This is a genomic window from Ideonella sp. (assembly GCF_035254525.1).
Classification (GTDB): Bacteria; Pseudomonadota; Gammaproteobacteria; order Burkholderiales; family Burkholderiaceae_C; genus Ideonella.
Map to the genome: position 1 here is coordinate 1 of NZ_DATFAN010000011.1, position 17,876 is coordinate 17,876.

A 17,876-nucleotide genomic window follows, 5' to 3' on the forward strand; every position below is an offset into this window, starting at 1 on the left:
CAGCGCGAGCCCCAGCCGCAAGGTGAGCGTCTGCCCTTCGCCGGCTGCGCGCGCCGAGGGCCCGGACGATTCCAGGGCGAAGGCGGAGAACGGCAACAGGTCGATGTTCATGCGAATGGGGATGGGTCGGTGCCAGTGCCCGTAATGTAACAAGTCGTCATGCGGATGCCAGTGCCGCACGCCGGACGCAGGCCTCAAAGGCGGCGCGGGCGTCGATTTTTTCACGGCCAGGCCAACTGATTGGCCCCGCCACGCGCCTGTCAGGGGCGTCGCCGGGGTCTTGAAAACCGCGGCGGGCGCCCCAACGTCCCCCGCGGCGCTTTGCCGCGCCATGTTCAACCGCATTGCCAGACCCCGCCATGTCCCAGAAACAGACCCTCTCGTTCCAGGCCGAAGTCGCCCAGCTGCTCAACCTCGTCACGCACTCGCTGTATTCCAACAAGGAAATTTTCCTGCGCGAGCTGGTTTCCAACGCCTCGGATGCCTGCGATAAATTGCGCTTCGAGGCCCTGCACAACGCTGCCCTGTACGAGGACGCGCCCAACCTGGCGTTGCGCATCGACTTCGACAAGGACGCCCGCACCCTGACCATCACCGACAACGGCATCGGGCTTTCGCAGCAGGAGGCGATCGACAACCTCGGCACCATCGCCAAGAGCGGCACGCGCGAATTCATGAACCGCCTCTCGGGCGACCAGAAGGCCGACGCGCAACTGATCGGCCAGTTCGGCGTGGGCTTCTATTCGGGCTTCATCGTGGCGGACAGGATCGTCGTCGAATCGCGGCGCGCCGGCCTCAAGCCCGAAGAGGGCGTGCGCTGGACCAGCGCCGGCGCCGGCGACTTCGAAGTGGAGGCGATCACACGCGCGCAGCGCGGCACCAGCGTCACGCTGCACCTGCGCGAAGACGCCGCCGAATACCTGTCCACCTGGAAGCTCAAGGCCATCATCGCCAGGTACTCCGACCACATCTCCCTGCCGATCCTCATGCGCAAGGAAGAGTGGAAGGAGGGCGAGGACAACAAGGGCGGCGACATGGTGCTCACCGACGAGTGGGAAACCGTCAACCAGGCCAGTGCGCTCTGGTCGCGGCCGAAGAAGGACATCACGCCCGAGCAGTACGAGGAGTTCTACAAGCAGATCAGCCACGACCACGAGGCGCCGCTCGCCTGGTCGCACAACCGGGTCGAGGGCGCGACCGAATACATCCAGCTGCTGTATATCCCGTCGCATGCGCCGTTCGACCTGTGGAACCGCGACAAGGCCGCCGGCGTGAAGCTGTACGTCAGGCGCGTGTTCATCATGGACGAGGCGCAGGCGCTGCTGCCCTCGTACCTGCGCTTCGTCAAGGGCGTGATCGACTCGGCCGACCTGCCGCTGAACGTCAGCCGCGAGCTGCTGCAGGAAAGCCGCGACGTGAAGGCCATCCGCGAGGGCTCGACCAAGCGCGTGCTCTCGATGCTGGAGGGCCTGGCCGACAGTGAATCGGCGGACGACCAGGTCAAGTACATGAGCTTCTGGAAGGAGTTCGGCTCGGTGCTGAAGGAAGGCATTGGCGAGGATTTCCAGAACCAGGAGCGGCTGGCCAAGCTGTTCCGCTTCGCGTCGACCCACGCCGACGAGGGGGTGTCATTGGCCGACTACGTCAAGCGCATGAAGGAAGGCCAGGAGGCGATCTACGTGATCGCTGCCGATTCGCTGGCCGCCGCCAAGGCCAGCCCGCAGCTCGAGATCTTCCGCAAGAAGGGCATCGAGGTGCTGCTGCTGACCGACCGCGTCGACGAGTGGATGCTGTCGCACCTGCACGAGTTCGAGGGCCACTCACTGCAAAGCGTCGCCAAGGGCGCGTTCGACCTCGGCAAGTTGCAGGACGAAGAAGAGAAGAAGCAGGCCGAAGCGGTGGCGGAAGCCTTCAAGCCGACGCTGGACAGGCTCAAGGAGGCGCTGAAGGACCGCGCGAAGGACGTGCGCGTGACGACGCGCCTGGTCGATTCGCCGGCCTGCATCGTCGTCGACGAGGGCGACATGAGCGCCCATCTGGCGCGCCTGCTGAAGCAGGCCGGCCAATCGGCGCCCGAGTCCAAGCCCATTCTTGAGGTGAACCCCGAGCACGCGCTGGTCAAGCGCCTGGACGCCGACCCGCGCTTCGACGACCTCGCGCAGATCCTGTTCGACCAGGCGCTGCTGGCCGAGGGGGGCCAGCTCGAAGACCCGGCTGCCTACGTGCAGCGGGTCACGAAGCTGCTGGCGGCCTGAGCCCCCCCCGCCTGAGCCACTCTACAAGTCGCGCATCCGCTCGAGCTGCTCGCGCAGCTCGGTGGTCTGCTGGCTCCAGTAGGACGGGCTCGAGAACCAGGGGAAGGCGATCGGGAAGGCCGGGTCGCGCCAGCGCTCGGCCAGCCAGGCGCTGTGGTGGACCATGCGCAGCGTGCGCAGCGGCTCGATCAGCAGCAGCTCGCGGTCATCGAAATCCATGAAGTCGCGGTAGCCGTCGAGCAGGTGGTACAGCGCGGCCTCGACGGCGCCGCGCTCGCCGGGCAGCAGCATCCACAGATCCTGGATGGCCGGGCCCATGCAACAGTCGTCCAGGTCGACGAAGTGCGGGCCGGCGCCGGCGCCTTCGTCGCGCCACAGCACGTTGCCGGCATGGCAGTCGCCGTGCAGGCGGATCAGCGCCGGCGCGCCGTGGCGCTCGAAGGCGCGCTCGACCTCGTCCAGCGCGGCGTCGCTGGCGGCGATCCAGCCGCGGTCGATCTCGGGGTCGACGAAACCGGCGTCGATCAGGCGCTGGCGCGGCTGGCGGCCGAAGGTGGCGACGTCCAGCGTGCGCCGGTGAGCGAAACGCTCGCGCCGGCCGACACCATGCAAGCGCGCGAGCAGACGGCCGATCCAGGCCAGCGTGTCGGGCCGCTCCAGCTCCGGCGCGCGGCCGGCCCAGCGCTCGCTGACGGCGAAGCGAAAGCGCTGCCCCGGCGTGACCTCGTAGTGCCCCAGCGTCGGCAGCGCAGCGTCGACCTCGAGGGCCGGGCCGGGCTGAAGCGGCAGTGGGGGCACGACCGGCACCTCGGCCTCGGCGAGTTCGAGCGCGAAGCGGTGCTCTTCGGCGATCTGGGCATCGCTCCAGCGCCCGGGCCGGTAGAACTTCGCCACGACCACGCGGCCGTCGTCCAGTGGGGCCTGGTAGACCCGGTTCTCGTACGAATTCAGCTGCAGCAGCCGGCCGTCGCACGGGAAGCCGGCGTCCTGCAGGGCCCCCAGCACCGTGATCGGATCGAGGGCGGCATACGGGGCATCGGCGGCGGAGGCACTCATCGGCCGATGTTAAGGGCCACCCGGCGCCCGGGGCCGGCCACGGCCGAACGGCGCTACTCGATCACCGAGCTGCGCACCCTCTTGATGCCGGCCTTGATCTCGCCGAACAGGCGGCGCAGCACGTCCACGCGCTGCGCGTTGCTCTTGAGCTGGTAGTCGATCTCGCCGGCCTGGTTCTCGACCATTTCCTCGAACATCGAGCCCAGGGTTTCCGGCGGCAGCCGCAACCGGGCCTCGGATTCACCACCCTCGCGCTCGACCTTGGCGCCGGCGTTGCGCGCGATGCGCAGCATGGCCGCGTTCTCGCTCAGCGCGTGGATGATCATCGTGTCGATGTGGCGGTTGCGCGCATGCAGGACCGCGTGGTCGAACAGCCGCGCGCCGTAGCCGCGCCCGCGCGCCTTGGGCAGCACCGAAACGCCGAATTCGGCCGCGTGGCGAGTCTGCGCGGTGTCGGGCAGGTAGGCCAGGTGGGCCTGGGCAATCAGCTCGAGCTTGCGGTTGAAGATGCCGAACACCTCGTCGCGCTCGAAGTCCACGAGGTCCACGTAGCGGCCGATCTGGGCATCGTTGGCGGCGTAGCCGAAACGCAGGTAGCGATCCTCCGGCGACAAAGACAACAAGTGAGTGAGCACTTTTGGCCTGTGCCGCTGGGCGAGCGACCGGATCGGGATCCATCGAAATGTCGCGGGGGTGTCCGAAGTGCCGGCGCCGCCTGCGCCCGCGGTGGCGGGCCCGGCTGCGGGCCGGGGGTGATCGTCGGAAACGGCCATGGGTTGGCCTCCATGATCTAAGTAATTACCCGAGTCTAGCGACTCACGCTGGGGTACGCGCTCCAATGACCCCGTGCTTTTGCCCCGAGATGCCGCTTGCCTGCAAGGCCCCCTCGGGTATACTCGCGGGCTTTCCCGTTTTCGGCGGGGAGAACGGGCTTTGTGCGCGAATGATGTTGGCGCACCGAGTGTCCGGTGAACCCGAGAGGCCGCCGGCCCGGGCCAAGAGGCGTCAAACACCTTGCGGTCGGGCCAACCAAGCGGCGCCGAGGGGGCCGGGCCATGCCGGTCGAACAGCCGTTTCCTTTCTCTTTCAAGAGCCCCCTCATGAAGACCTTCAGCGCCAAGCCGGCCGAGGTGACGCACGAGTGGCTTGTGATTGACGCCACCGACAAGGTGCTCGGACGTGTTGCCAGCGAAGTGGCACTCCGTTTGCGCGGCAAGCACAAGGCCATCTACACGCCTCACGTGGACACCGGCGATTTCATCATCGTCCTGAACGCCGACAAGATCCGTGTCACCGGCAACAAGGCCAACGACAAGGTGTACTACCGTCACTCGGGCTTCCCGGGCGGCATCTACGCCACCAAGTTCAAGGACATGCAAGCCAAGCACCCGGGGCGCGCCCTGGAAAAGGCCGTCAAGGGCATGCTGCCCAAGGGCCCGCTCGGCTACGCGATGATCAAGAAGCTGAAGGTGTATGCGGGCGATACGCACCCGCACGCCGCCCAGCAGCCCAAGGCGCTGGAAATCTAAGGAGCGGTGATGATCGGTAATTGGAACTATGGCACCGGCCGCCGCAAGTCTTCGGTCGCCCGCGTCTTCATCAAGAAGGGCAACGGGCTGATCACCGTCAACGGCAAGCCCGTCGACGAGTATTTCGGCCGCCAGACCTCGATCATGATCGTCAAGCAGCCGTTGCTGCTGACGGGCAATGGCGAAGCCTTCGACATCAAGGTCAACGTGCACGGCGGCGGCGAGTCCGGTCAGGCCGGCGCGGTGCGCCACGGCATCACCCGGGCGCTGATCGACTATGACGCGGCGCTCAAGCCCGACCTGAGCCAAGCCGGCTTCGTCACCCGCGACGCGCGTGAAGTCGAACGGAAGAAGGTCGGTCTGCACGGTGCCCGTCGCCGCAAGCAGTTCAGCAAGCGGTAATTGGTCCACCCCCGAAGCGCCTTCGGCGCTTCCCCCTCGAGGGGGCGCCGCCAGCGGACCGGCAGAGCCGGGTCCGCGGCGGCTGCTTGATTCTGTTTCTCTCAACGAAAGGTCGCATCTGCGGCCTTTCGTGTTTCTGGAGCCGACTCACGTCCGGACACGATGCGATTCAAGTTGTTGCGTCGCCGCCTGTCGATCAGCGCTCCGCGCATGATCGTGCGCAGCCACCTGCCGTGGCCGCTGCGCTGGGCGGTGGCCGCCGTGGTGCTGGGCTTTTCGGCGGCCATCGCGCTGTGGGCCTTCGAATTCGGCAAGGACATTGCCGGGCTGGATCGCGGCGGCAAGGAAGAGGTCGCGCACCTGCGCGCCGAACTGGCCTCCCTGCGCGAGCAGAACGAGCGGGCCCAGACCATTGCCAATACCGCGGACAGCCTGCTGAAGGCCGAGAAGGCAGCCCAGGAGAAGCTTGCGGAGCAGCTCAAGCAGACGGAGGCCGACAACCTGGCACTCAAGGCCGACCTGGGCTTCTTCGAGCGCCTGTTGCCGGTGGCCGGCGCGCCCGGTGGGCTCGCGGTGCGTGGCTTCCAGGCCGAGCCGGTGGCGCCCGGGCAACTGCGCTACCAGCTGCTGGTGATGCAGAACGGCAGGCCGGGGGCTCCCTTCGATGGCCGCTACGAGTTGACGCTGAGCGGGTTGCTCGACGGCCGGCCGTGGACGGCCGGCCTGCCGGGCGGGGCGCAGCCGCTGCAGGTCAAGCAGTACGCCCGGGTCGAGGGGCGCATCGAGCACCCGGCGGGGGCCGTGGTAAAAACGGTTCAAGTGAGGGTGCTGAATGGCACCGGTGCCGTGATGGCCACCCAGATGGCCGCGTTGGGATCTTGAAGTCGAGGTGAAGGCACTGCCATGTGGTTCAGTTTCAAGAAGCAGCCGCCGATTCGCAGCCTGATCGGCGAAGGCACGGCGGTGCATGGCGAACTCCGGTTCACCGATGGCCTGCGCATCGATGGTGAGGTGCACGGCGATGTCGTTGCCGTGGGTGACCGGCGCAGCCTGCTGGTGATCAGCGAGAATGCCCGGGTCCACGGCAAGGTGATGGCCGGGCATGTGATCATCAATGGCGAAATCCTTGGGCCGGTGCATTCGACCGAGCTGCTCGAGATTCAACCAAAGGCGCGCATCAATGGTGAAGTGCGCTACGAGGCCCTTGAAATGCACCAAGGTGCCACCATCGATGGTGAATTGAAGCGCAGTTCGAGCGAAGGCGACAAACCGACGCTGATGCTCGCTGCCTCCAATGACGTCTGACCACGCCTGCCCACCGACCCGCGCCCCGTATTCCTGCTCCCGGAGATAGCCCCCATGACCGCACTGGCCGAAACCACCATCGCCGACGCCGGCGTGATGCCTTCCCCCATCCTCTTCACCGACAGCGCCGCCGCCAAGGTGGCCGACCTGGTGGCCGAGGAAGGCAACCCCGATCTGAAGCTGCGCGTGTTCGTGCAAGGGGGCGGCTGCTCGGGCTTCCAGTACGGCTTCACCTTCGACGAGGTGATCAACGAAGACGACACGCAGATGACCAAGAACGGCGTCACGCTGCTGATCGACTCGATGAGCCTGCAGTACCTGATGGGCGCCGAGATCGACTACAAGGAAGACCTGCAGGGCGCGCAGTTCGTGATCAAGAACCCGAATGCCACGACGACCTGCGGCTGCGGGTCGTCCTTCTCGGCCTGAGACCTGCCTCGGGCCCGCCACAAGGCCGCCTTCTCGGGCGGCTCGTCGGTCAGAAAAGCCGCCTTCGGGCGGCTTCGTCGTTCTAGCCCGGAATGACGGCGGTGACCTCGATCTCGACCTTCGCGCGCTGCTCGATCAGCGCGGCGACCTGCACCGCGGTCATCGCGATGGCGTAGTGGCCGATCGTGTCGCGGAAGACCGCACCGATCTCTTTCGCACGCGCCAGGTACTCGCTGCGGTCGACCAGGTACCAGGTCATGCGCACGATGTGCTCCGGCAGTGCGCCGGCCTCGGCGAGCACCGCGCGCACGTTCAGCAGGGCCTGGCGGGTTTGCTCGACCAGATCGTCGGTATCGAAGCTGCATTCGGCGTTCCAGCCGATCTGGCCGGCGACGAAGACCGGCGTGCCGCGCGCTGCCACGCCGTTCACGTAGCCGCGCGGCGGTGCCCAGTGGGCGGGTTGCAGGACCTTGTGCATGGCTTGTTCTTTCCTTGGTCTCAGGCAGCGGGGCGCAGGCGGAAGCGCTGCAGCTTGCCGGTTTCGGTGCGCGGCAGCGCGCTGCGGTATTCGATCGCCCGCGGGTACTTGTAGGGCGCGATCGTCTGCTTGACGAAATCCTGTAGTGCGCGGGTCATCGCCTCGCCGCCGGCGTGGCCGGGCTTGAGCACGACGAAGGCCTTGACGATCTGGCCGCGGTCGGCGTCGGGCACGCCGATCACGCCGCACTCGGCCACCGCCGGGTGCAGCAGCAGCGCGCTCTCGACCTCGGGCCCGGCGATGTTGTAGCCGCCGCTGATGATCATGTCGTCGGTGCGCGCCTGGTAGACGAACTGGCCGTCGCTGTCGACGAGGTAGGCGTCGCCGGTGACGTTCCAGCCGTTGTGCACGTACTGGCGCTGGCGCTCGTCGGCGAGGTATTTGCAGCCAGTGGGGCCCTTGACCGCCAGCCGGCCGACCTGGCCTGGAGGCAGTTCACGGCCGGCTTCGTCGAGCACGCAGGCTCGGTAGCCGGGCACCGGCACGCCGGTGGCGCCGGCGCGCGCATGCGCCTCGTCGGCCGAGATGAAGATATGCAGCATCTCGGTCGAGCCGATGCCGTCGATGAGCTCGATGCCGGTGGCCTCGCGCCAGAGCGCGCGGGTGGCGCCGGGCAGGGCTTCGCCGGCCGAGACACATTTGCGCAGCGAACCGAGTTGGTGGCGGCCCGGCGTTTCCTTGATCGCCAGCGCGATCGCGCGGTACGAGGTCGGCGCGGTGAAGCAAACCGTGGCGCCGAAGCGCTCGATCGCCGCAGGCAAGGTGTCCGGCGTCGCCTTCTCGACCAGCACCGTCGATGCGCCGATCGCGAACGGAAACAGCAGCAGGCCGCCGAGGCCGAAGGTGAAGGCGAGCGGCGGGCTGCCGATGAAGCGGTCGTCGGGGACCGCGCGCAGCACATGCGCCGGCCAGCAGGCGCAGGCGGCCATCACGTCGCGGTGGAAATGCATCGTGGCCTTTGGCACGCCGGTGGTGCCCGAGGTGAAGGCCATCAGGCAGACATCGTCGGCCGAGGTCGGCACGGTGTCGAAGCTGGCGGGCCGGTGCGCGGCGCGCGCCTCCAGCGCATCGGGGGCGCCCTCGTGGAAGAAGGCGACGTCGCGCAGGCTGGCCGCGCCGCCGTCGGCGCGCGCCAGCTGCAACTCCTCGGCCAAGCGCGCATCACACAGCGCATGGGTGATCTCTGCCTTGTCGACGATCTGGCGCAGTTCCTTCGCGCGCAGCAGCGGCATCGAACCGACGGCGATGCCGCCGGCCTTGACGATCGCCAGCCAGCAGGCGGCCAGCATCGGCGTGTTCGCACCACGCAGCAGCACGCGGTTGCCGCTGACCAGCCCCATGCCGTCGACCAGTTCGTTCGCGATGCGGTTGACCAGCGCCTGCAGCTCGGCATACGTCCAGCGCACGCCTTCGCCTTGGATGGCCAGGCGCTCGCCGCGGCCGGCGGCCACATTGGCATCGAGCAGCTCGGCCACACAGTTCAGCCGCGCGGGAAACCGAAGCTCCGGCAATTCGAACAGCAACTCGGGCCACAACCCGGGCGGGGGCAGGCGATCGCGTGCAAAGGTATCGCGGTGGGCGCTCGGTAACAGGGGCAGGGGCATGGGGATCGCTCCACGGCTGTCAGCCAGCCTTGACCAAAATCTAGGCGCGATTACTTCACTTGTCAACTATTCAGGTCTATACTTTTTGCCATGAGACCGCAGAGCTGCCTCAAGAGCGAATTTCCCCACGGGCCGGCGCGCAGCGCCCAGGGGGCGCCATGAACTCGCCGGTGAGCAAGCGCCTGTGGGACATCTCGCCTGCCGTGCACGCCGGCGCGCCGGTATTCCCGGGCGACACCGCCTACCAGCAGCAGTGGGTGGCGACGATCGCGCCGGGCTGCCCGGTCAATGTGTCGGCGATCACGCTGTCGCCGCACATCGGGGCGCATGCCGACGCGCCGCTGCACTACGACCCGCAGGGGGCCGCCATCGGCACCGTTGATCTCGCCCCCTACCTCGGCCGCTGCCGCGTGGTCCATGCGATCGGCTGTGGGCCGCTGGTGCGCGCCAAGCACCTCGCGCACGCGCTTGCGGCCGACCTGCCGCCGCGCGTGCTGGTGCGCACCTACACGACGATGCCGCAGGACCGTTTCGATGACGAGCTCGCGGCCTTCGACGCCGCCTTGATCGAGTTGCTGGCCGATCGCGGCGTGCAGCTCGTGGGCATCGACACTGCGAGCGTCGACCCCGCGGCCAGCAAGGAGCTGCCCAGCCACCAGGTGCTGCGCCGTCGCGGCCTGCGCGTGCTCGAGAACCTGGTGCTTGACGAGGTGCCCGAGGGCGACTACGAGCTGATTGCCTTGCCCCTGAAGCTGGTCACCGCCGACGCCTCGCCGGTGCGAGCGATCCTCCGCGAGATATGACCCCCCACGCTCCCTCCCGGTCGCTGCCCCCCGAGGGGGCCCTTGGAGCGGCCCAGCCAAGCCGGATCCGCGCAAGAACCTTGGTTTGGGCAGGGCTGCGCGCACCTTCTTGGAGTCACTTGAATGGCTGAGTCTCTCTCCCGCGCGGACTGCGTGGCGCTCGACGCCGCCGACCCGCTCGCGCCGCTGCGCGAGCAGTTCACCCTGCCCGAGGGCGTGAACTACCTCGACGGCAATTCGCTCGGCGTGCTGCCCGCGGCCACGCCGGCGCGCGTGGCCGAGGTCGTGCAGCGCGAGTGGGGCGAGGGCTTGATCCGCAGCTGGAACACTGCCGGCTGGATCACGCTGTCGCAGCGGGTGGGCGACAAGATCGCGCGCCTGGTCGGCGCTGGCGGGGGAGAACTGGTGGCGGCCGACTCGACGTCGGTGAACCTGTTCAAGGCCTTGAGCGCCGCGATCGGCATCGCGAAGGAAGACGGGGCGGGCCGCAAGCTGATCCTGTCGGAGCGCAGCAACTTCCCGACCGACCTGTACATCGCGCAGTCGCTGGCCCGCCAGCACGGCTTCGAGCTCGAGCTGGTCGCCAGCGACGAGATCGCTGCGCGGCTGGACGAGCGGGTCGCGGTGTTGATGCTCACGCAGGTGAACTACCGCACCGGCGCGATCCACGACATGGCGGCGTTGACCGCGCAGGCGCATCGTGTGGGCGCCCTGGCACTGTGGGACCTGTGCCACTCGGCCGGCGCGATCCCGGTCGATCTGAAGGGTGCCGACGCCGACTTCGCCGTCGGCTGCGGCTACAAGTACCTCAACGGCGGCCCCGGCTCACCGGCTTTCGTGTGGGCTCACCCTCGGCATGTCGACCGCTTCTGGCAGCCGCTGTCGGGCTGGATGGGCCACGCCTCGCCGTTCACCTTCGACACGGCCTACCGCCCGGCCGAAGGGGTGTCGCGCTACCTGTGCGGCACGCCGCCGATCATCGGCCTGGCGGCGCTCGAATGCGGCGTCGACACGCTGCTGGCTGCCGAGCCGCTGGGCGGCATGGCCGCGCTGCGAGCCAAGTCCGTCGCGTTGTCCGAGTTGTTTCTCGCCCAGGTCGCGGCGCGGTGCGACGGCCTCGGCCTGGCGTCGGTGTCGCCGGCGGATCCGGCCCGGCGCGGCAGCCAGGTGTCGCTCAGCAGCGCGCAGGCACCGGGCTACGCGGCGATGCAGGCGCTGATCGAGCGCAGTGTGATCGGCGACTTCCGCGCCGGCGCCCACGGCGAGCCCGATCTGCTGCGCTTCGGCTTCACGCCGCTGTACACCCGTTACGTCGATGTCCACGACGCGGCCACCGCGCTGGCCGAGATCCTCACGACCGGCCAGTGGCGCGAAGCGCGTTTCAACCAGAAGGCTGCCGTCACATGAGCTGTCCCCACCACGAAGGCGCCGCCGCAGCGCGCGGCGAGGCGATCGTCAGCGAGGAGGGCGCACAGCTCGACTTCTCGCGCGCGATGAGCTATGGCGATTACCTGCACCTCGACGCGGTGCTGAACGCACAGCACCCGCTCTCGCCCAACCACAACGAGATGCTGTTCATCGTGCAGCACCAGACGAGCGAGCTGTGGATGAAGCTGATGCTGCACGAGCTTCGTGCGGCCGTCGCCGCCATCGCGTCGGACCAGCTCGCGCCGGCCTTCAAGATGCTGGCCCGTGTCTCGCGCATCATGGAGCAGCTGGTCCACGCCTGGGACGTGCTGGCGACGATGACGCCGCCCGAGTACTCGGCGATCCGGCCCTACCTCGCGCAATCGAGCGGCTTCCAGAGCTGGCAGTACCGCTGCATCGAATTCATGCTCGGCAACAAGAACGCCGCGATGCTCAAGCCCCACGAGCACCGGCCGGATCTGCTGGCGATCGTCGAGGCCGCGTGGAAGGCGCCGTCGCTGTACGACGAATCGCTGCGCCTGCTGGCCCGGCGCGGCATCACCGTGCCGGCCAGCCACCTGGAGCGCGACTGGACGCAGCCCTACGAAGCCAGCGACGGCGTCGAGCAGGCGTGGCTGCAGGTCTACCGCGCCCCCGATGCGAACTGGGATCTGTACCAGCTCGGCGAGGAGCTGACCGACCTCGAAGACGCCTTCCGCCTCTGGCGCTTCCGCCACGTGACGACGGTCGAGCGCGTGATCGGCTTCAAGCGCGGCACCGGCGGCACCGGCGGCGTCAGCTACCTGCGCAAGATGCTCGACACCGTGCTGTTCCCCGAGATCTGGAAGCTGCGCACCGACCTCTGATGGCCCTCTGACGACCTGCCGGCGGCCCGAGACCCTGCCGTGTCGCGGGCCAGGGGGTGGCCCCTAGAATCGGCGACCCCCTCACCCGAGCTGCCGTGCCCCACCGGGCGCCGGCCGCGCCCACCGCCCGGAGCCGCATGATGGACACCCGCACCGTTCCCGCCCGCCTACGCATCGCCCGCCTGCGCGAGGTGATGGCAACCAACCACGTGGATGCGGTGCTGGTGCCGTCGAGTGACCCCCACCTGTCCGAGTACCTGCCGGGCCGCTGGCAGGGCCGCGAGTGGTTCTCGGGCTTCACCGGTTCGATGGGCACGCTGGTCGTCACGATCGGCGAGGCCGCGCTGTTCGCCGACAGTCGCTACTGGACCCAGGCCGAGACCGAGCTGCAGGGCAGCGGCATCGAGCTGGTCAAGATCCCCACCGGCGCCGCGACGCATCACCTCGAATGGATTAGCGCGCACGTGAAGCCCGGCCAGGCGCTCGCGGTCGACGGCCAGGTGCTGGGCCTGGCTGCCGCGCAGCAGCTGCGCGCCACCACCGAGCGCGTCGGCATCCGGCTGCTGAGCAACGTCGACCTGCTCGACGCCGCCTGGGCCGAGCGCCCGGGCCTGCCGACGGCGACCGTCTACGAGCACACCGGGCCGCAGGCACCGGTCGGCCGGCCGGCCAAGCTGGCGCTGGTGCGTGAGGCGATGGCCAGGCATGGCGCGACCCACCACTTCGTCTCGACCGTCGACGACATCGCCTGGATCACCAACCTGCGCGGCGCCGACGTCGCCTACAACCCCGTCTTTCTCGCCCACCTGCTGATCAGCCACCAGGGCGCGACGCTGTTCGTCGGCGCCGGCAAGGTCGGCGAGCCGCTCGCCGAGGCGCTGCTGGCCGACGGCATCACCGTGGCCGACTATGCGCAAGCCCCCGCGGCGCTGCGAACATTGAGCGCCGGTGCGCGCCTGCTGCTCGACCCCAAGCGCGTGACGCTGGGCCTGCGCGAGGCCGCGCCCGACGGCCTCACGGTGATCGAGGCGATCAATCCCAGCACGCTGATGAAGGCCCGCAAGACGGCGGCCGAGGCGGCTTTCGTGCGCCAGGCGATGGAGGAAGACGGCGCGGCCATGTGCGCCTTCTACGCCTGGTTCGAACAGGCGCTGGCCCGCGGCGAGCGCATCACCGAGATCACGATCGACGAGAAGCTCACGGCCGAGCGCGCCAAGCGGCCCGGCTTCGTCGGCTTGAGCTTTTCGACCATCGCCGGCTTCAATGCCAACGGCGCGATGCCGCACTACCGCGCGACGGCGCAGTCTCACGCGACGATCGAAGGCGACGGCCTGCTGCTGATCGACTCCGGCGCGCAGTACACCGGCGGCACGACCGACATCACCCGCGTCTGGCCGATCGGCACGCCCAGCGCGGCGCAGAAGCGCGACTACACGCTGGTGCTCAAGGGCACGATGCAGCTCAGCCGCACGCGCTTTCCGCGCGGCACGCTCTCGCCCATGCTCGATGCGCTGGCCCGCGCGCCGCTGTGGGCCGAGAGCCTCGACTACGGCCACGGCACCGGCCATGGCGTGGGCTACTTCCTCAACGTGCACGAGGGCCCGCAGTCGATCAGCAAGTCCGTGCCCGACCCGTCGATGGCGATGGAGCCCGGCATGATCACCTCGATCGAGCCGGGGCTGTACCGGCCGGGCCAGTGGGGCGTGCGGATCGAGAACCTGGTGCTCAACGTCGCCGTCCCCGGCGGCGAGTTCGGCGAGTTCCTCGAGTTCGAGACGCTCACGCTCTGCCCGATCGACACCCGCTGCCTCGACCACGCGCTGCTGCGCGCCGACGAGGCCGAGTGGCTGAACCGCTACCACGCGATGGTGCGCGAGCGCCTCGCGCCCAAGCTCAGCGGCGAGGCGCTGGCCTGGCTGATGGCGCGCACCGAGCCGGTGGTGGCCTAAGTCCCGCCGCTGCGAGGCTATCGGCTTCAGGGCACACTCCCGTGCCATGAAGCTGCTCTTCGTTGCCGACCCGCTGGCGGGTTTCAAGATCCACAAGGACTCGACCTTCGCGATGATGCGCGAGGCCGCGAGACGCGGCCACACGCTGCACGCCTGCGAGCCGGACGACCTGTCGTGGCGGCGCGACGGCCGGGTCGAGGCGCACGTGCAGCAGATCGGGCTCACCGGCGCGCACGGCTACGGCGTCAAGGACTGGTATCGCATCGAATCGGAAAGCCGCGCCGCGCTGGCCGAGTTCGACGCGGTGCTGATGCGCCAGGATCCGCCCTTCGACAGCGAATACTTCTACGCGACCCACCTGCTCGAGCGCGCCGAAGCGGAAGGCGCGCGGGTCTTCAACTCGCCGCGCGCGCTGCGCGACCACCCCGAGAAACTCGCGATCCTCGAGTTCCCCGAGTTCATCACGCCGACGCTGGTCACGCGCAACGCGGCCGACATCCGCGCCTTCCACGCCGAGCACCCGGACATCATCCTGAAGCCGCTGGACGGCATGGGCGGCATGGGCATCTTCCGCGTCAAGGACGACGGCCTGAACCTCGGCAGCATCATCGAGACGCTGAACCGGGGTGGCGCCCAGACGGTGATGGTGCAGAAGTACCTGCCGGCCATCCGCGAAGGCGACAAGCGGGTGCTGGTGATCGGCGGCGAGCCGGTGCCGTTCTCGCTCGCCCGCATCCCGCAGGGCAACGAGATCCGCGGCAACCTGGCGGCCGGGGGCAAGGGGGTGGCGCAGCCGCTGACTGCACGCGACCGCGAGATCGCTGAAAGCCTGGGCCCGAAGCTCGCTGCGCGCGGGCTGCTGCTGATCGGGCTGGACGTGATCGGCGAGCAACTTACCGAGATCAACGTCACCAGTCCGACCTGCTTCCAGGAGATCGCCGATCAGACGGGCTTCGATGTGGCGGCGCGCTTTGTCGATGCGCTGGAAGAGGCGGTTCGGGCGCGGTCTGCGTGAGGCAGGAAGCGACGACCATCACATCTAGATAGCCTGGCAGTGCCGCTCGATGTGCGCGCGGTGGGTCGGCAGGCCCTGCGCTGCGTGCGCCATGGCCAGGCGCAGCTTCTCGAGGTACTCGGTGCCGTTCGCGTCGCGGTAGTCGATCAACGGGTCGTTGCGCTCGGGCCAGTTCATCTGCCCCATGTGCACCGCGAGCCAGCTCGCGTTGCCGAAGAGGTCCATGTCGCCCGGGATGAGCCTGCCGAAGCGCTTGAAATGGTCGATCCTGTACTGCAGCGTGTCCGGGATCGGCATCTGCGCGCAGTAGCGCCACAGCGCGCTGTCGGTGCGGGTGGTGAGGTGGTAGTGCAGGATGATGAAGTCGCGGATCCGCTCGACTTCCGTGGCCGCCACCCGATTGAATTCGCCGATGACCAGCGGGTCGAAATCGCGGTCCGGAAAGTACGCCAGCAGCTTCGAGATGCCGGCCTGGATCAGGTGCAGGCTGGTGGACTCGAGGGGCTCCAGGAACCCGCTCGACAGGCCGATGGCAATGACGTTCCGGTTCCAGCACTGCTTGCGCCGGCCGGTGGCGAATTTGATGAGTCGCGGCTGCCCGAGCGGCTTGCCGTCGAGATGGCCCATGAGGATCCGCGCCGCCTCCTCGTCGCCCATGAAGGCCGACGAATACACGTGCCCGTTGCCCGTGCGGTGCTGCAAGGGGATGCGCCATTGCCAGCCCGCGGTGTGTGCGGTGGACTGCGTGCAGGGCGGGAAGTGGACGGTCTCGCTGGGCACGGCGAGCGCGCGGTCGCACGGCAGCCAATGGGTCCAGTCGTCGAAGCCCGTCTTCAGCGCGCCTTCGATCAGCACCGCGTGCAGGCCTGAGCAATCGATGAACAGCTCGCCCGCGATGGCCTCGCCGCTCTCGAGCGTGAGGCTCTCGATGAAGCCGGTGTCCGCGTTCTGCTGCACGGACCTGACCTTGCCCTCGACCCGCTTCACGCGCCGCGCCTCGGCGTACTCGCGCAGGTAGCGCGCGTAGAGCCCGGCGTCGAAGTGGTACGCGTAGTCGTAGGTCGACAGCACGTGGCGAGGATCTGGCGACGGGCGTTCGAATCGCCCTTGCTTGGCGGCCGCCCACGCCATGCAGTACTCGTCCAGCGCCAGCGCGCGGCCTTGCGCGTGCGCACGTTGCCACCAATGCTGGATCTGCACCAGGTCGAACGGACGGCCGTAGCTGCCGAACGGATGGAAGTAAGAGTGGCCAAGCATGCCCCAATCAACGAAGCGGATGCCGAGCTTGAGCGAACCCTTGGTGCGGCGCAGAAACTCGTCCTCGTCGATGCCGAGCATCTGGTTGAACTGCCGGATCGGCGGGATCGTGGCTTCGCCGACACCGATCGTGCCGATCTCCTCGGACTCGATCAGCGTGATGTCGCAATCGCGCTGGATGGACTGCGCCAGCGCCGCGGCCGTCATCCAGCCGGCGGAGCCCCCGCCCAGGATGACGACGCGTCGGATCAGGTGGTCCTGCAATGTGCTCAGAATGCGTAGTTCAGGCCGAGCACGACGGTGCGCCCATTGATGACACCGCCGGTACCGACCGGCAGGCCGTTGACCGTGCCGTTGCCCTGCAGGCTGGCCAGGCTGCTCTGGTCCAGGTGGCCGTCGGCCAACAGCTGGTCGAACACGTTGTGCACGTTCAGGCTCACGGTGGCGCCGGGCACGAATTCCCAGCTCATGTTCAGGTGCATCAGCACCTCGGCCGGGGCAAAGTACTGCGAGCTGGTGTTGACGTTGGTGCGCCCGCGGCCGACGAACATCACGCCGCCCGTGAAGTCGCCGATCTGGCAGCTCGGCGCGAGCATGTACATCAGGCTCGGCACGCCCGCGGGCCGGTTGCCGACGCCGGACGAGACCAGGTTCTGCGGATCGGTGCCCTGGGCGTTGGCGGTGACCTTCGCGTCGACCCAGGTCATGTTGGCCACCAATCCGAAGCTGCCGGACTTCAGCGAGCCCTCGAGCTCCACGCCGGTCGACTCGTAGGCGCTCTGGTAGTAGGTGCCGGTCGGGCCTTGCGTCAGGTCGAAGTTCGAGGAGCTGTAGGTGTTGTGGAACAGCGCGGCGTTCGCGCTGTAGGCCAGCCCGCCGATCTGCCCGCGGTGCTTGACGCCGACCTCCTGCTGCTGGATGTGGCTGACGACCTTCTGCTTGCCGGAGTCGGTGAGCGAGCCGTCGGCGTTGGTGTAGCCGGACAGGATGTTGCGATCGACGTTGAAGCGGCCGCCGCGGCTGACGCGGCCGAACACGCTGGTGTCGTTGTTCAGCGGGTACAGGGCGCCCACCGAGTACGAGTCGTAGCTCGCGTCGTAGTGCAGCGCCTCGTGGGTGGATGGGTCCAGCACCGAGCTCGACACGAGCGAGCCGCCGATCAGGCTGGTCTGGGTGGTCGCGGCACTGGCGGACTCGGCCCAGCCGGTGACGCGCAGCATGTCGTGGCGCAACCCCAGGTCGAGCTGGAGTGGGCCGCTTTCCCAGTTGGCGTTCAGGTAGGGCGCGGTGTTCGCGGCGCCGATGTCGTAGGAGCGATTGACGCCGGAGCCCCAGGCCGTGTTGTAGCCGGACACGAGGTCTTGCCCGCACTGAGGTCGTTGGCAACGCTGCCCATGTCGCGCATGCGCGTGAAGATCTGCGTGCCGGTGTTCAGGTAGGTGCCGTCGAACGGCTGGCCCT

The 17,876-nt window shown here is 68.3% G+C and carries 17 protein-coding genes; 11 read left to right on the forward strand and 6 right to left on the reverse strand.

The window, feature by feature from the left end; genetic code table 11:
* Nucleotides 1-359 precede the first annotated feature (359 nt).
* Nucleotides 360-2,255 (forward strand): molecular chaperone HtpG, encoded by a 1,896-nt coding sequence (htpG, locus tag VJ693_RS01230; RefSeq protein ID WP_324151640.1) that lies wholly within the window; start codon nucleotides 360-362, stop codon nucleotides 2,253-2,255.
* A 21-nt stretch (nucleotides 2,256-2,276) separates the two neighbouring features.
* On the opposite strand, the gene VJ693_RS01235 is transcribed toward htpG, so the two are convergent.
* Together VJ693_RS01235 and VJ693_RS01240 are read right to left on the reverse strand one after the other, a co-directional pair.
* Nucleotides 2,277-3,311 (reverse strand): serine/threonine protein kinase, encoded by a 1,035-nt coding sequence (locus VJ693_RS01235; RefSeq protein ID WP_324151641.1) that lies wholly within the window; start codon nucleotides 3,309-3,311, stop codon nucleotides 2,277-2,279.
* Between the two features lie 53 nt (nucleotides 3,312-3,364).
* Nucleotides 3,365-3,934, reverse strand: coding sequence for a GNAT family N-acetyltransferase (locus tag VJ693_RS01240; RefSeq protein WP_324151642.1), 570 nt, complete (start codon nucleotides 3,932-3,934; stop codon nucleotides 3,365-3,367).
* Nucleotides 3,935-4,411: 477 nt separating this feature from the next.
* On the opposite strand from VJ693_RS01240, the gene rplM reads away from it, so the two are divergent.
* The 5 genes from rplM to erpA all read left to right on the forward strand — a co-directional run bounded on the left by rplM (nucleotide 4,412) and on the right by erpA (nucleotide 6,976).
* The gene (rplM, locus tag VJ693_RS01245) at nucleotides 4,412-4,840 is read left to right on the forward strand and encodes a 50S ribosomal protein L13 (RefSeq protein ID WP_324151643.1); all 429 of its coding nucleotides are present in this window, start codon (nucleotides 4,412-4,414) and stop codon (nucleotides 4,838-4,840) included.
* Between the two features lie 9 nt (nucleotides 4,841-4,849).
* Nucleotides 4,850-5,242 (forward strand): 30S ribosomal protein S9, encoded by a 393-nt coding sequence (gene rpsI / locus VJ693_RS01250; protein WP_324151644.1) that lies wholly within the window; start codon nucleotides 4,850-4,852, stop codon nucleotides 5,240-5,242.
* 162 nt (nucleotides 5,243-5,404) lie between these two features.
* Complete coding sequence (locus tag VJ693_RS01255; RefSeq protein WP_324151645.1) at nucleotides 5,405-6,124, forward strand: DUF6776 family protein; 720 nt, start codon at nucleotides 5,405-5,407, stop codon at nucleotides 6,122-6,124.
* 21 nt (nucleotides 6,125-6,145) lie between these two features.
* The gene (locus tag VJ693_RS01260; protein WP_324151646.1) at nucleotides 6,146-6,547 is read left to right on the forward strand and encodes a polymer-forming cytoskeletal protein; all 402 of its coding nucleotides are present in this window, start codon (nucleotides 6,146-6,148) and stop codon (nucleotides 6,545-6,547) included.
* A gap of 54 nt (nucleotides 6,548-6,601) precedes the next feature.
* Nucleotides 6,602-6,976, forward strand: coding sequence for an iron-sulfur cluster insertion protein ErpA (gene erpA, locus VJ693_RS01265; protein WP_324151647.1), 375 nt, complete (start codon nucleotides 6,602-6,604; stop codon nucleotides 6,974-6,976).
* 82 nt (nucleotides 6,977-7,058) lie between these two features.
* Here the strand turns inward: erpA and VJ693_RS01270 are convergent, their stop codons facing one another.
* Together VJ693_RS01270 and VJ693_RS01275 are read right to left on the reverse strand one after the other, a co-directional pair.
* Entirely contained in the window at nucleotides 7,059-7,454 is a 396-nt protein-coding gene (locus VJ693_RS01270; protein WP_324151648.1) for a RidA family protein, read from the reverse strand.
* A 20-nt stretch (nucleotides 7,455-7,474) separates the two neighbouring features.
* A complete protein-coding gene (locus VJ693_RS01275) occupies nucleotides 7,475-9,118 on the reverse strand; it encodes an AMP-binding protein (RefSeq protein ID WP_324151649.1) in 1,644 nt (547 codons plus the stop codon).
* 158 nt (nucleotides 9,119-9,276) lie between these two features.
* On the opposite strand from VJ693_RS01275, the gene kynB reads away from it, so the two are divergent.
* The 5 genes from kynB to gshB all read left to right on the forward strand — a co-directional run bounded on the left by kynB (nucleotide 9,277) and on the right by gshB (nucleotide 15,158).
* Complete coding sequence (kynB, locus tag VJ693_RS01280; protein WP_324151650.1) at nucleotides 9,277-9,921, forward strand: arylformamidase; 645 nt, start codon at nucleotides 9,277-9,279, stop codon at nucleotides 9,919-9,921.
* Nucleotides 9,922-10,044: 123 nt separating this feature from the next.
* Nucleotides 10,045-11,328: a kynureninase gene (kynU, locus tag VJ693_RS01285; protein WP_324151651.1), complete on the forward strand. Its 1,284-nt coding sequence runs from the start codon at nucleotides 10,045-10,047 to the stop codon at nucleotides 11,326-11,328.
* Nucleotides 11,325-12,194, forward strand: coding sequence for a tryptophan 2,3-dioxygenase (gene kynA, locus VJ693_RS01290; protein ID WP_324151652.1), 870 nt, complete (start codon nucleotides 11,325-11,327; stop codon nucleotides 12,192-12,194). Before kynU ends, kynA begins: the two co-directional genes overlap by 4 nt.
* A gap of 140 nt (nucleotides 12,195-12,334) precedes the next feature.
* The gene (locus tag VJ693_RS01295; protein ID WP_324151653.1) at nucleotides 12,335-14,143 is read left to right on the forward strand and encodes an aminopeptidase P family protein; all 1,809 of its coding nucleotides are present in this window, start codon (nucleotides 12,335-12,337) and stop codon (nucleotides 14,141-14,143) included.
* 46 nt (nucleotides 14,144-14,189) lie between these two features.
* Nucleotides 14,190-15,158 (forward strand): glutathione synthase, encoded by a 969-nt coding sequence (gene gshB / locus VJ693_RS01300; protein WP_324151654.1) that lies wholly within the window; start codon nucleotides 14,190-14,192, stop codon nucleotides 15,156-15,158.
* A 24-nt stretch (nucleotides 15,159-15,182) separates the two neighbouring features.
* On the opposite strand, the gene VJ693_RS01305 is transcribed toward gshB, so the two are convergent.
* Nucleotides 15,183-16,679, reverse strand: a complete 1,497-nt coding sequence (locus tag VJ693_RS01305) for a tryptophan halogenase family protein (RefSeq protein ID WP_324151655.1) — start codon at nucleotides 16,677-16,679, stop codon at nucleotides 15,183-15,185.
* Between the two features lie 5 nt (nucleotides 16,680-16,684).
* Entirely contained in the window at nucleotides 16,685-17,770 is a 1,086-nt protein-coding gene (locus VJ693_RS01310) for a TonB-dependent receptor (RefSeq protein WP_324151656.1), read from the reverse strand.
* Nucleotides 17,771-17,876: the final 106 nt, after the last annotated feature.

Coding starts and splice junctions, on each gene's coding strand:
- VJ693_RS01255 (WP_324151645.1), top strand. CDS start 5,405: ATGCGATTCAAGTTGTTGCGTCGCCGCCTGTCGATCAGCGCTCCGCGC.
- kynB (WP_324151650.1), top strand. CDS start 9,277: ATGAACTCGCCGGTGAGCAAGCGCCTGTGGGACATCTCGCCTGCCGTG.
- rplM (WP_324151643.1), top strand. CDS start 4,412: ATGAAGACCTTCAGCGCCAAGCCGGCCGAGGTGACGCACGAGTGGCTT.
- kynU (WP_324151651.1), top strand. CDS start 10,045: ATGGCTGAGTCTCTCTCCCGCGCGGACTGCGTGGCGCTCGACGCCGCC.
- gshB (WP_324151654.1), top strand. CDS start 14,190: ATGAAGCTGCTCTTCGTTGCCGACCCGCTGGCGGGTTTCAAGATCCAC.
- kynA (WP_324151652.1), top strand. CDS start 11,325: ATGAGCTGTCCCCACCACGAAGGCGCCGCCGCAGCGCGCGGCGAGGCG.
- VJ693_RS01295 (WP_324151653.1), top strand. CDS start 12,335: ATGGACACCCGCACCGTTCCCGCCCGCCTACGCATCGCCCGCCTGCGC.
- VJ693_RS01275 (WP_324151649.1), bottom strand. CDS start 9,118: ATGCCCCTGCCCCTGTTACCGAGCGCCCACCGCGATACCTTTGCACGC.
- VJ693_RS01270 (WP_324151648.1), bottom strand. CDS start 7,454: ATGCACAAGGTCCTGCAACCCGCCCACTGGGCACCGCCGCGCGGCTAC.
- htpG (WP_324151640.1), top strand. CDS start 360: ATGTCCCAGAAACAGACCCTCTCGTTCCAGGCCGAAGTCGCCCAGCTG.
- rpsI (WP_324151644.1), top strand. CDS start 4,850: ATGATCGGTAATTGGAACTATGGCACCGGCCGCCGCAAGTCTTCGGTC.
- VJ693_RS01235 (WP_324151641.1), bottom strand. CDS start 3,311: ATGAGTGCCTCCGCCGCCGATGCCCCGTATGCCGCCCTCGATCCGATC.
- VJ693_RS01260 (WP_324151646.1), top strand. CDS start 6,146: ATGTGGTTCAGTTTCAAGAAGCAGCCGCCGATTCGCAGCCTGATCGGC.
- erpA (WP_324151647.1), top strand. CDS start 6,602: ATGACCGCACTGGCCGAAACCACCATCGCCGACGCCGGCGTGATGCCT.